At 63.1% G+C, this 12,783-nt stretch carries 8 protein-coding genes and 1 tRNA gene; 3 read left to right on the top strand and 6 right to left on the bottom strand.

Annotation, left to right across the window (positions count from 1 at the left end; all coding sequences use genetic code 11):
• The 6 genes from ACZIRK_RS13820 to ACZIRK_RS13795 form a co-directional block, all read right to left on the bottom strand.
• Positions 1-152, bottom strand: a 152-nt coding sequence (locus ACZIRK_RS13820) for a transposase (RefSeq protein ID WP_463327461.1), incomplete at its 3' end; no start/stop codon positions are given.
• 606 nt (positions 153-758) lie between these two features.
• Positions 759-1,133 carry a helix-turn-helix domain-containing protein gene (locus ACZIRK_RS13815; protein ID WP_130223518.1) on the bottom strand — a complete coding sequence of 125 codons (375 nt, stop codon included), beginning with the start codon at positions 1,131-1,133 and terminating at the stop codon, positions 759-761.
• Positions 1,134-1,137: 4 nt separating this feature from the next.
• Positions 1,138-1,392 carry a type II toxin-antitoxin system RelE family toxin gene (locus ACZIRK_RS13810; protein ID WP_130223516.1) on the bottom strand — a complete coding sequence of 85 codons (255 nt, stop codon included), beginning with the start codon at positions 1,390-1,392 and terminating at the stop codon, positions 1,138-1,140.
• Between the two features lie 312 nt (positions 1,393-1,704).
• A complete protein-coding gene (locus ACZIRK_RS13805) occupies positions 1,705-2,352 on the bottom strand; it encodes a hypothetical protein (RefSeq protein WP_463327455.1) in 648 nt (215 codons plus the stop codon).
• A gap of 97 nt (positions 2,353-2,449) precedes the next feature.
• Complete coding sequence (locus tag ACZIRK_RS13800; protein ID WP_130223512.1) at positions 2,450-3,238, bottom strand: hypothetical protein; 789 nt, start codon at positions 3,236-3,238, stop codon at positions 2,450-2,452.
• Positions 3,239-3,817: 579 nt separating this feature from the next.
• Positions 3,818-3,894 (bottom strand) — tRNA-Arg (locus tag ACZIRK_RS13795).
• A gap of 455 nt (positions 3,895-4,349) precedes the next feature.
• Here ACZIRK_RS13795 and ACZIRK_RS13790 point away from each other — a divergent pair.
• From ACZIRK_RS13790 to pbpC, 3 genes are all read left to right on the top strand, one after another.
• Positions 4,350-5,009 carry a class I SAM-dependent methyltransferase gene (locus ACZIRK_RS13790; RefSeq protein ID WP_130223510.1) on the top strand — a complete coding sequence of 220 codons (660 nt, stop codon included), beginning with the start codon at positions 4,350-4,352 and terminating at the stop codon, positions 5,007-5,009.
• 286 nt (positions 5,010-5,295) lie between these two features.
• Positions 5,296-10,503 (top strand): alpha-2-macroglobulin family protein, encoded by a 5,208-nt coding sequence (locus tag ACZIRK_RS13785; RefSeq protein ID WP_130223508.1) that lies wholly within the window; start codon positions 5,296-5,298, stop codon positions 10,501-10,503.
• Complete coding sequence (gene pbpC / locus ACZIRK_RS13780; RefSeq protein WP_207230944.1) at positions 10,500-12,725, top strand: penicillin-binding protein 1C; 2,226 nt, start codon at positions 10,500-10,502, stop codon at positions 12,723-12,725. The genes ACZIRK_RS13785 and pbpC overlap by 4 nt, the downstream gene beginning before the upstream one ends.
• Positions 12,726-12,783: the final 58 nt, after the last annotated feature.

The raw sequence follows: 12,783 nt of genomic DNA, 5'->3' as shown, positions 1-12,783 counted from the left end.
ATGCTGCCGGTCTCGCGCTGCCGGCGCACCCATCCAATGGCAGTGCTGACGGCGATCCCGAACTGCTCGGCCGCCTCATGGCACGACAGCCCTCCACTCACAACCGCCGCAACGACCCGCTTCCTCAAATCCAAAGAGTAAGGCTTGCCCATCCATGCCGGCCTCCAGCCCAGCCAGCATGGTGAATCAGAAACCGCCTGATTTGGGAATCCCAAATCGATTCAAGCTAACTTCATTCCGCTTTAGTGCGCGGTCCGCCTGGCCTTGGTCGCCTTCTGCTGCCGGTAAGCTTTGAATTGAGTCAGTATCTGCTGCGGATTCAGCTTTTCCGCCTGCCTGACCTGCTCTCTCAACCATTCCAACTCGGCGAGCTGTTCGAGTAGATCAGGTGAAAATAGTTCCAATAATGATCGTCGGTTCCTGGAAATCCGGAGCTTCTGCCGCAATTACGCAACTCCCATACGCACGCGTGCATTCTCTGGATACCTTTTACGCTGAGCTGTGATCGCGATATATCCGGAAAACCACTGCCACTACTTAAGGCTGAGATTCCGCGTTGCAGCGACCGGATATCTCAGGAGCGAGCGGGTTAATCCCCTTCCGTAGTAGCTCCCGCTTGTCGACCTTTCCCGAAACTCGCCGGAAAGGCCAATAGCCCGAACCGGAGGCTTCGCGGATCGAACAGCCCCGTCCGGAGACGGATTGGGAGGGAACTTCGAACCACCAGCAGGTGCCTTCGCTTGCTTGCGGGAGCCACTCTAAGCGATGTCGTCGATATCGACGCGCAGCGCGGCGGCGATCTTCTTGAACGTCTCGATGGTCCCATCTCGCTTACCGGTCTCGAGCTGCGAGATATACGGCGCGGCGAGACCGGTTGCTTCGGCCAATTCCTTCGCGGACATGCCGCGGTACTCGCGCCAAACGCGAAGCTTGTTCTCGCCGTCGATGAGTCGGTCCACGACTTCCGCGGGGATCAATTCCTCTTCGCCGGATGCAAGGCGACGCTTGATCTCGTCAATATCACGCGTATCGGCCGTATCCTCGGCGGCTTCGACCAGGCGCTCATACTCCTCGAAAGGAATGAGCACCATGCGGTCCCCGCTCGGAGTGGTGATAATATTCGGTTTGCTCATAGACCTAGTCCTCGTAAGCGCTGCCGCGCGGACGCACCTTCAATACATCCAGAACAACGCCGTCCTGGGTGAAGATGACGCGCCAATCCCCCACACGCAGCCGGTATTCGTCCTCTCGCCCCTGAAGCTTCTTGACGTTGTTCGCTAAGCTTGCGGGGTCCGCCGCATATTGTCGAATTTTTCCCCGGATCAGTTGGGCCGTGTTGGTCGGCATCTTCATCAGGGCCTTAGCAGCGGCTTTGGTATAGCGAATTTCCATGTGCTAAATAATTAGCATATCGCTAATGTATGTCAATGTAGGTATAGCATATCGCTAATCATCTGAGTGCCGTTCCTCGACATATACGGCTTCCATGGAAGCAGCCGATATCGACTCTTGCAGGCTCGGGCAATGCTCCCGACAGGAGGCAATCAAGCTTTGCCTGCGAGTATCCCATGATGAAAGTGGAGCGGGTGCGAGATTATAGATCCTAGGATCTCGTCGACTCGGTCGCGGTATTCCGGCGGCGGAGTCCAGTTGGATAGCTCTGCCTCCTAGGCGCATCCACAGGCTGCTTCGAAATTCGATCGATCAGAAGTCGGTCACGCGGGCGGATTGCCATTTGTCGAACGCGTACGCTCCGTCCTCCCAAAACCTGTAGAGCGTGCCCTCCCATAGGACAAAAAGATGTCTGAATGCATCTTTTGCAGGGAAGGTACCTTTACGAAGTATCGGCAGCCCTTCATCGACATAGGCTCCGTAGCAGCCAAGATTGATGTAGATTACTAGGTTGGTATCTGGTCGATATTCCTTGCTCAATTTCTTGCTGATCACGCGATCGAGTGCTGCCGGAATTGCCTCGAATCTCTTGCGCCAATCCTCGACCGGGTCCTGCCTTATAGCCGACCCATTTGGTTCATCGCCGCGACGACGTCCATCCATGTCGGCCTCAGTCGCTTCGAACTGATCGATTTGCCCTTTGGTCTGAACTTCGAAGTCCGGTCGGTCGGCGGACACTAATCTGACGGCGTCCGATGACAGTGCGTCAGCGACGCGGCTGGCAATCCAGGCGTCACGCAGAAATGTGAGGCCGGCTTGCCGGAAAAAGATCGATCGAGGGATAGATCGAAGAATCTCATCGAGACGGTGACGGTATTCCGGCGGCTGCATCCAGTTGGCGAGCTCCGCTTCCCAGGTGTCGAGGGTTCGATTTGGAATCCGATCGATCCGCTTCGTCATTTTTCGCTTTCAGTTGCTTGAGGCGTTCGGCTCCGTTTTGCCATCCGATCTGATGCCGAGCACGCAGCCCGTTGGGGTGCACGCAGGACGCTCTGCTCTAGGTCGCCCCATCGTTTTGGGGCAACAGCGGAAGGCCCCGAGGCCCGGGCACCCCACTTTGTAAGTTAGCGAGGCAGTCCTTCATCATTGTCAAAATCGCCTCCTTACTCTCGCGGCCCTTGTCCCAGACGTAGCCATGGGCGAGGCTAATCACGATGCCGCTACTAAGGTGCACCAAGAAGCCACCCGGTATGACGGTGATTAGCAGAACGGTAGCGCCGCTGCGCGCCAGACCTTTCAATGCTGGCTCAATCAGGTCTTGGAGATCATCGTGCTCAGATTTCCTAACCAGGAAATAGGCTCGCCCGAGGGCGATTAGACCAACAAGCGGGGCCACTACGTTGGCGTAGACAATGCCGCTGCATTGAGTCGCCGTGGCCGATGCCACTAATTTGGCCGGGTCGTTCCAGTTGCAGTAGATTGACACGCCGCAAACGTCGCCACCTACAAGCTGAGCCACGTTTACACAATCTAAGTGCTTGAAGTATTCGCTGACTTGATCGGCATGATCGAGGATTATGATCGGCATACCGCGAGCCGTGATTAAGTCTTTCCAATATTCGTTCGCCCAGGTGCCAAGTTGCTCCAGCGCGCCAAGGTCGGGCAACGCCGTGCTAACGGCCTTCCAACTACCCGCAAGGGTATGGCCACCGTCGTAGAGCCTGTGCCAGCTGCCGCCGATGTGTGTGCGAAGATACTCAGCATCCATAGCCTTACTAGCAATGGTCGCGTACTGGTTGCTCAAGTGATCTGCCAGCCAATTGCTGAATTCGCTGTTGTTCTCCAATCGAGCGCGGCCGTATACGCCTCGCCGGCAACAGAGGCCGTCGCGGTCAGTCCGCTTGTTATTGAGCTACGGACGCGTTCCGAGGCCACGCGTCCGGCGTCCCGCCAGCCGGATGTGACTTGCATGGCGCGTTGGCGCCAAGCATCCAGAAAATCCATCTTGCCCCCTAAACGCGAGTGGAATCTTACTGAATGTCAGTCAAAGGCCGGCGGCACCGTCCTTGTGGTCGCGCAATCGGTAAGCGCTCCGAAGAAATGGATATTGCGTGCTAGACAAGCCTTCGAAACCGGGATCGCGAGAACCTCGTGGGTTTCGTTTTCTGCGATGATTCGTGGCAATGCGGTGAACTCAAATTGTGCTCGCCCCATAGATGGATAGATGGATAGATGGATAGATGGCCTCCAATTTTTTCAACTATTGGCTGCTCCTTCGGATGCAGCAACCCTAAAACTAGGTCTCAATCTGATATCAAGCAACGCGCGATGCTGTCGCATCGAAATGTGATCCACCGAACGGGCGTCCGAAAAGGTGGTCAATCAGAGTTCTTTTCTTCAATGACTTTAGTGACCGTTTGGACGATGGCGATCCCGGCAGGATTCGAACCTGCAACCCGCGGAGTAGAAATCCGCTACTCTATCCGGTTGAGCTACGGGACCGTCTTGGCGAGGCATCTCGCCATCAGGCCTTTCTTTAATATAATCATAGGCCTGTCGCCAGCATGGCACAGCGCAAAATAACAGGAAAAACAGAAGGCTGGGGTACCGATTGGGGCCACTGGCCAGCCGTCTTGAAATCCGGCAGGCTGGCCTTCCGAGCCCGGAATGCGCCCACTCGGGGCGAACCGACAGGGCCGAATCGCGGCGTTCACGCATTTGCTGGAAATAGCGCCCGGACATTAAGACCGGGACTCCACGGCTTTAGCCGTCGGTATCATTGGCTGGCTGCATCAGTTACCGGCGCGGCGTCCACCGCAAGGCTCGCAAAGGCCTCCTCCTGCGCCGGACGCAGGTAAGGGCCGCGACCGTAATTCGCACCCGGTCGAATTGTTTCCAAATGTTTCTGACAGTAGGGAGGTGAGCGCTGCCGAAAAAAGCTTGGACGGGAGGGGTCGATGACCTTGATGCAGAGAGTAAAACGCAAGCTGTTCCCGCCTCGCGAAGTCATCGAGGGGTATGAGAGCGAGGAGTTGGTCGAGACGATCTTCCACAAGACCATCGCTTACGATCCTACCGGCGACTGGCCGCTCGTGGCCGGGATCAATTCAGTGCTCGATTTCGGAGGCGGCGCCGGCCTGCATTACAAGCTCGCCCGCAAGCAGGCGCCGGACATCCGCTGGGCGGTGGTGGAAACGCCGGCCATGGCGCGCCGCGCGCGTCAGTTGGCGACCAATCGGCTGATGTTCTTCAGCGATATCCGCGAAGCCGCCGACTGGCTCGGAGACATCGAGCTGATGCACTCGAACGGCGCCATCCAATACGTCCCGGAAGCGATCGAGACCATCCGCACTTTGTGTGCCACGCGGCCTGCGGCGATGGCATGGTATCGCGTGCCGATCAGCGACGCCAATGCCAAGGCAGAGGTGCAGACATCCTTCCTCAGCGACAATGGACCGGGAGCGCTGCCGACGTCGAAGGACAAGCTCGTCAAGTACGCCAGGAACTGGATTCCGGCGCAATCATTCCTCGCTGCGCACGAGGGCTATCGCGTCGCCGAGCACGGTCCGGATCCGCGCGAGCACGGCACCCAGCAGTTCCGCTTCGTTCGACACTAAGGCTGGGTAGCCGCCCAGCCTGCCGATGCGAAAGATCCGATTTTTCGGTAACCCGATCCGAACCATTTTCTCGTATCGGGCGACAAAGCCGTGCGGGTGGAGCGCGGGTTGCGGTCCACGGTCACCGCCTGCCGTGCCGGCGCTCCGCCGGCCGGGGATAATGACTGGTTTGGCAATGCCTGTTTGCGACTTCTTCGCTACGTTGTTTCCGCGCCATCAGTCTGTCACCTTTTCGCGCCCTTTTATTCGTCACGCGGCGTTCGTTCGCTGCCCCGGGAGATCCGTCATGATTGGTTTGGTTCGTGTCGCAGCTTTTTGCGCAGCGCTGGCGCTTGGCCTCGCGACGGCGCAGGCGGCTGACAAGGCGTTCAAGCGCGACGACCTTGCCGATTCCGCGATCAAGCTGGAGGCGCAGATCAAGAGCGAGGCGGGGCCGGTCGCCAAGAGCACGGCGACGCTGAAGACCGATGCGGATGCCGCCTTCCGCCGCGCCGACTTCCGCTCCGGCTTGCAGATCCTCGGCCAGATCGCCGCCACCACGCCGGAGGACAGCAACAACTGGCTGCGGCTCGCCCGCACCATCTTCCAGATCCGCACGTCGACCTCGAGCGAGCAGACCTTCCTGCTCGAGCGCGCCTCGACCGCCGCCTACATCGCCTACCAGCGTGCTGGCAACCAGGCAGAGGAGGCCGATGCGCTGGCCGTTCTCGGCCGGGCATTTTCGGATCGCAAACTGTGGCGGCCGGCGCTCGATGCTTTCAGGATGTCGCTCGACATGCGCGAGGTCGCCGACGTCCGCGGCCAATATGAGAAGATGCGCGACGAGCATGGCTTCCGGCTGCTCGACTACAGCGTGGATTCCGATGGCGCGACGCCGCGGGCCTGCTTCCAGTTCTCCGAGGAATTGGCCAAGCGCGTCGATTTCGCGCCGTTCGTGGCGCTTGCCGGCACTGACAAGCCGGCGCTCTCCACCGAGGGCAAGCAGCTCTGCGTCGACGGGCTGAAGCACGGCGAGCGCTACAACATCAACCTGCGCGCCGGCCTGCCGTCGACCGTGAAAGAGGTGCTGCCGAAGTCGGGCGAATTCAACATCTATGTCCGCGACCGCAAGCCGTTCGTGCGCTTCACCGGCCGCGCCTATGTGCTGCCGCGCACCGGCCAGCGCGGCATCCCCGTGGTCAGCGTCAACACGCCGGCCGTCACCATCAACGTGTTCCGGATCGGCGACCGCAACCTGATCAACACGGTGATCGACAGCGACTTCCAGCGCACGCTGAGCAGCTACCAGCTCTCCGACCTCGGCGACCAGCGCGGGATGAAGGTCTGGTCCGGCGAACTCGCGACCGCGACCACGCTCAACCAGGACGTTGTCACCGCGTTCCCGGTCGACCAGGCGCTCGGCGACCTGCAGCCCGGCGTCTATGTCATGACCGCCGCCGCCAAGGGGCCGAGCAGCGACGATGACGGCACGCTGGCGACGCAATGGTTCATCGTCTCCGACATGGGGCTGACGGCGTTCTCCGGCAATGACGGCATCCATGTCTTCGTCAATTCGCTGGCGTCCACCGAGCCGGTCGCGAAAGTCGACGTGAAGCTGGTCGCCCGCAACAACGAGATCCTGGCCACGCGCAAGACCGATGAGACTGGTCACGTGCTGTTCGAAGCCGGGCTGGCGCGCGGCGAGGGCGGCCTGTCGCCGGCGCTGCTGACCGTGATGAGCGAGAAGGCGGACTATGCGTTCCTGAGCCTCAAGTCCAACGCCTTCGACCTGACCGATCGTGGTGTCGCAGGTCGCGCGGTGCCCTCGGGCGCCGATGCCTTCGTCTATGCCGAGCGCGGCGTCTACCGCTCCAACGAGACCGTCTATCTGACCGCGCTCTTGCGGGACGGGCAGGGCAACGCCATGACCGGCGGCCCACTGACGCTCGTCATCGAGCGACCCGACGGCGTTGAATTCCGCCGCGCCGTGCTGCCCGACCAGGGCGCCGGCGGCCGCACCATGGCCGTCGCGCTCAATTCGGCGGTGCCGACCGGCACCTGGCGCGTGCGTGCGTTCACCGATCCGAAGGGCTCTTCGGTCGGCGAGACCACCTTCATGGTCGAGGACTACATCCCCGAGCGGATCGAATTCGACCTGACCGCCAAGGACAAGGTCATCAAAGCTGAAGTTCCAGTGGAACTTAAGGTCGACGGTCATTTCCTTTACGGCGCGCCGGCTTCCGGGCTGCAGCTCGAAGGCGACATGCTGGTGACGACGGCGGCCTCGGGCCGTCCCGGCTATCCCGGCTACCAGTTCGGCGTCGCCGACGAAGAGAGCGCCAGCAATGAGCGTACCCCGATCGAGAACCTGCCGGAGTCGGACGCCAAGGGCACGGCTGTCTTCCCGGTGAAGCTGGAGAAGGCGCCGACCTCGACCCGGCCGCAGGAAGCGCAGATCTTCGTCCGCATGGCGGAGACCGGCGGTCGCTCGGTTGAGCGGAAGATCGTGCTCCCGGTGGCACCGGCGAGTTCGCTGATCGGCATCAAGCCGCTATTCGGCGACAAGAGCGTGGCAGAGGGCGACAAGGCCGAATTCGACGTCGTGTTCGTCGATCCCGACAGCAAGCAGCTCGCGCGCAACGGTCTGCGCTACGAACTCCTGAAGATCGAGTCGCGCTACCAATGGTACCGCCAGGGCTCGTCCTGGGATTTTGAACCCGTGAAGTCGACGAGCCGTGTCGCCGATGGCGATGTCAATCTCGCCTCCGACCAGCCGTCGCGGCTGTCGTTCGCGCCGCAGCCGGGCCGCTACCGCCTCGACGTCAAGTCGAGCGATGCCGACGGTCCGCTGACCTCGGTGCAGTTCGATGTCGGCTGGTATTCCGACAGCAGCGCCGACACGCCGGATTTGTTGGAGACCTCGATCGACAAGCCGGAATACCAGTCCGGCGACACCATGGTTGTGTCCGTCAACGCTCGTTCGGCGGGGCGGCTGACCGTGAACGTGCTCGGCGATCGCCTGCTGACGACGCAGACCGTTGACGTCAAGGAAGGCACGCAGCAGGTCAGGCTCACCGTCGGCAAGGACTGGGGCACCGGCGCTTATGTGATGACGACCTTGCGCCGTCCGCTCGATACCGCCGCGCAGCGCATGCCGGGCCGCGCGATCGGCCTAAAATGGTTTGGTATCGACAAGAAGGCTCGCACGCTCGCGGTGACGCTCTCGCCGCCGTCGCTGGTGCGGCCGGGCTCGGCGTTGAATATCCCGGTCAAGCTCGACGGGCTCAATCCCGGCGAGGACGCCAAGGTCGTGGTGGCTGCCGTCGATGTCGGCATCCTCAACCTCACCAACTACAAGCCGCCGGCGCCTGATGATTACTATCTCGGCCAGCGCCGCCTGACGGCCGAAATCCGCGACCTCTACGGGCAGCTCATCGACGGCATGCAGGGCACGCGTGGCCAGATCAGGACCGGCGGCGATTCCGGCGGCGCCGAATTGCAGGGCTCGCCGCCCACGCAGAAGCCGCTTGCGGTCTATTCCGGCATCGTCACCGTCGGCGCCGATGGCACCGCCGAGATCAGCTTCGACATTCCGGAATTCGCCGGCACAGCGCGGGTGATGGCGGTCGCATGGAGCGCCACCAAGCTCGGCCGCGCCACCACCGATGTCATCGTGCGCGATCCCGTGGTGCTGACCGCGACGTTGCCGCGCTTCCTGCTCAATGGCGATCACGGCACCATGAGCATGGATATCGACAATGTCGAGGGCGCAGCCGGCGACTACATCATCAATGTCAAGGCGTCCGGTCCGGTGAAGCTCTCGGGCAATCCTGCCACCACGGTAAGACTCGCCGCCAAGCAGCGCACCTCGTTGTCGCTGGCACTCGATGCCGGCGGCGCCGGCGCCGGCAATCTCGACGTCGACATCACAGGCCCGAACGGACTGACGCTGGCGCGCCATTACGCGCTCGACGTCAAGCCGGCGACGCAGGTACTCGCGCGTCGCTCGGTCCGCACGCTGGCGAAGGGCGACAGCCTGACGCTGACGTCTGACATGTTCACCGACCTCGTGCAGGGCACAGGCGGCGTGTCGGTGTCGGCGAGCCTGTCGACTGCGCTCGACGCCGCGACCATCCTCAAGGCGCTCGACCGCTATCCGTATGGCTGCTCGGAGCAGATCACGAGCCGCGCGATGCCGCTGCTCTATGTCAACGACCTCGCCGCCGGGGCGCATTTGGCGATGGACACCGCGGCCGACCAGCGCATCAAGGACGCGATCGAGCGGCTGCTCGCCCGCCAAGGCCCGAACGGCTCGTTCGGTTTGTGGTCGGCCGGCGGCGACGACGCCTGGCTCGATGCTTACGTTACCGACTTCCTGACCCGCGCCCGCGAGAAGGGGTTTGTGGTGCCGGACGTGCTGTTCAAGAGCGCGCTCGACCGCATCCGCAACGCCGTTGTCAACGCCAACGAGCCGGAGAAGGACGGTGGCCGCGATCTCGCTTATGGCCTCTACGTGCTCGCCCGCAATGGCGCGGCCCCGATCGGCGACCTGCGCTACCTCGCGGACACCAAGCTGAACAACCTCGCGACCCCGATCGCCAAATCGCAACTCGCGGCCGCGCTGGCGCTGGTCGGCGACCGGGCGAGGGCGGAGCGGGTCTATGCCGCCGCGCTCGAGGCGCTCAATCCAAAGCCGGTGCTTGAGTTCGGCCGCACCGATTACGGCTCGGCGCTGCGCGATGCCGCCGCGCTGGTCTCGCTCGCCGGCGAGGGCAACGCACCGCGTGCGACCATGATCGGCGCCGTCGCGCGCGTCGAGGCGGCGCGGGGGCTGACGCCTTACACCTCGACCCAGGAGAATGCCTGGCTGGTGCTGGCCGCCCGCGCGCTCGCCAAGGAAACGCTGAGCCTCGACGTCGACGGACAGCCGGTCAAGACAGCGGTGTTCCGCAGCTACAAGGCTGAGGCGATGGCCGGCAAGCCGATCAAGATCACCAATACCGGTGAAGCGCCGGTGCAGGTCGTGGTCTCCGTGTCGGGCTCGCCGGTGACGCCGGAGCCGGCCGCTTCGAACGGCTTCAAGATCGAGCGCAATTACTTCACGCTCGACGGCAAGCCGGCCGGCGTCAGCAAGGCGAAACAGAACGATCGTTTCGCCGTGGTGCTGAAGATCACTGAAGCCAAGCCGGAATACGGCCACATCATCGTGTCGGACTATCTGCCGGCCGGCCTCGAGATCGACAACCCGCACCTCGTATCCTCCGGCGACTCCGGCACGCTCGACTGGATCGAGGACGGCGAGGAGCCCAAGCACACTGAGTTCCGCGATGACCGCTTCACCGCAGCGATCGACCGCGCCAGCGACGCCAAGTCGGTGTTCACGGTGGCCTATGTCGTCCGCGCGGTCTCGCCGGGCAAATACGTGCTGCCGCAGGCCTATGTCGAGGACATGTACAACCCCTCGCGCTACGGCCGCACCGGCACCGGCACCGTGGAGGTACGCGCGGCGAAATGAGTGGTGGTGGGATGAGGGACGGTGCCATGAAGGGGACGGCGTCTCCACAGACACCATCGTCATGCCCGGGCTTGACCCGGGCATCCACGCCTGCCGCGGAGAAGAACGTGGATGGCCGGGACAGGCCCGGCCATGACGTCCGTGGTAGCAGGCGGCGCGTCATACGCATCGCTGCGTTTGCTGCGGCTGTTCTCATTGTCACTGCATCTGCCTTCACCGTCTGGGCCATCTCCCTCGGCCCGTTGCCACTTGCAGACGCGCGCAAGGTCTCCACCACAATCGTCGACCGCAATGGAAAACTGCTGCGCGCCTACGCGATGGCCGACGGCCGCTGGCGGTTGCCGGTCGATGCGAAGACATCAGTCGATCCGACTTATCTGAAGCTGTTGCTCGGCTACGAGGATCGTCGGTTCTATTCCCATCGCGGCGTCGATCCGCTGGCGCTCTCGCGCGCCGCGTTGCAGCTCGTTACCTCCGGCCACATCGTCTCCGGCGGCTCGACCATCACGATGCAGCTCGCGCGGCTGATGGAGCCACGGCGCGAGCGTTCGCTCTACGCGAAACTGCGCCAGATCGTGCGCGCCGTTGAGATTGAACGGCAACTCGACAAAGACGAGATCCTCAACCTCTATCTCGCGCTGGCGCCGTTCGGCGGCAATCTCGAAGGCGTGCGCGCGGCATCGATCGCCTATTTCGGCAAGGAGCCGAAGCGGCTGACGCTGGCGGAAGCGGCGCTGTTGGTCGCACTGCCGCAATCGCCGGAGCGGCGGCGGCTCGATCGCTATTCGGACGCCGCGCGCGAGGGGCGCGACCGCGTGCTCGATCGCATGGTGGAAGGGGGCGTGCTGCCCGTCGATGATGCGGCGCAGGCCAAGTCGGAAGCCGTGCCGAAATATCGCAAGCCGATGCCGATCCTGGCGCCGCATTCCGCCGACCAGGCGCTCGCGACGATGAAGGATGCGAGCCTCATCCGGCTGACGCTCGATGCCACGCTGCAGAAGAATCTGGAATCGCTCGCCCGCGATCGGGCCGTCGCGCAAGGGCCGAACATCTCGGTCGCCATCATCGCGGTCGACAATGAAAGCGGCGACATCCTCGCCCGCGTCGGTTCGCCCGACTATTTCGACGAGCGCCGGGCAGGGCAGGTCGACATGACGCGCGCGGTGCGCTCGCCCGGCTCGACGCTGAAGCCGTTCATCTATGGCCTCGCCTTCGAGGACGGCTTTGTGCACCCCGAGAGCCTGATCGACGACCGCCCGATCCGCTTCGGCTCCTACGCGCCGGAAAATTTCGACATGACATTCCAGGGCACCGTGCCCGTGCGCAAGGCGCTGCAATTGTCGCTCAACGTGCCCGCGATCGCGCTGCTCGACCGCGTCGGCGCGAGCCGGTTGTCGTCGCGCCTGAAGCAGGCGGGCACCAGCCTGGTGCTGCCGAAGGACGAGGCGCCCGGGCTGGCGATGGGGTTAGGGGGCGTCGGCATCACCCTGCAGGATCTGGCGCAGCTCTATGCCGGCTTCCCCCGGCTCGGCACCACCAAGCCGCTCCGCGAGATCATGCTCGATCAGGACGAGCGCGAGCCGATGCGGCTGATGGACCAGGTTGCCGCCTGGCAGGTCGGCAATGTCCTGATCGGCACGCCGCCGCCGGAAAATGGCGTGCACAACCGGATCGCGTTCAAGACCGGCACCAGCTATGGCTACCGCGACGCCTGGTCGGTCGGCTTCGATGGCCGCATCACCATCGGCGTCTGGGTCGGCCGTCCCGACGGCGCGCCGGTGCCGGGGCTGGTCGGGCGCAGCGCGGCGGCGCCAATCCTGTTCGACGCCTTTGCGCGGACCGGCAGGATTCCGGCGGCGCTGCCGAGGGCGCCGAAGGGAACGCTGGTCAGCGGCAACGCCAAGCTGCCGCTCCCGCTGCGCCGGTTCCGTCCCATGGGGGAACTCGTGCGCACGGGCAGCGATCAAGCGCCGCACATCCAGTTCCCGGTGAACGGCTCGCGCATCGATGTTGATCGGGCGGCCGGCGGCGAGGTCACGCCAATGCCGGTCAAGGTCGCCGGCGGTGTCCTGCCGTTAACCATGCTGGTCAACGGGGTCGCGATTGGCGATCTCGATAGCCGCCGCCAGCGCCTGATCGATCCGCCGGGCCCCGGCTTTGCGCGATTGACCGTGATCGACGCCACCGGGGCCGCCGATACGGTGGTCATCCGGGTGCAGTGACCCGGAGCCCACACAGGGGACAAAACGGAACCTCTGCGGTTGTTTGGCCTACGGTTTC

The sequence above is a fragment of the Bradyrhizobium sp. Leo114 genome (assembly GCF_055229415.2).
This window is presented reverse-complemented; position numbering and strand designations above follow the sequence as displayed.

Excerpts from the sequence above, each read along its gene's own strand:
- ACZIRK_RS13815 (WP_130223518.1), bottom strand. The coding sequence starts at position 1,133 with ATGAGCAAACCGAATATTATCACCACTCCGAGCGGGGACCGCATGGTG.
- pbpC (WP_207230944.1), top strand. The coding sequence starts at position 10,500 with ATGAGTGGTGGTGGGATGAGGGACGGTGCCATGAAGGGGACGGCGTCT.
- ACZIRK_RS13805 (WP_463327455.1), bottom strand. The coding sequence starts at position 2,352 with ATGACGAAGCGGATCGATCGGATTCCAAATCGAACCCTCGACACCTGG.
- ACZIRK_RS13810 (WP_130223516.1), bottom strand. The coding sequence starts at position 1,392 with ATGGAAATTCGCTATACCAAAGCCGCTGCTAAGGCCCTGATGAAGATG.
- ACZIRK_RS13790 (WP_130223510.1), top strand. The coding sequence starts at position 4,350 with ATGACCTTGATGCAGAGAGTAAAACGCAAGCTGTTCCCGCCTCGCGAA.
- ACZIRK_RS13785 (WP_130223508.1), top strand. The coding sequence starts at position 5,296 with ATGATTGGTTTGGTTCGTGTCGCAGCTTTTTGCGCAGCGCTGGCGCTT.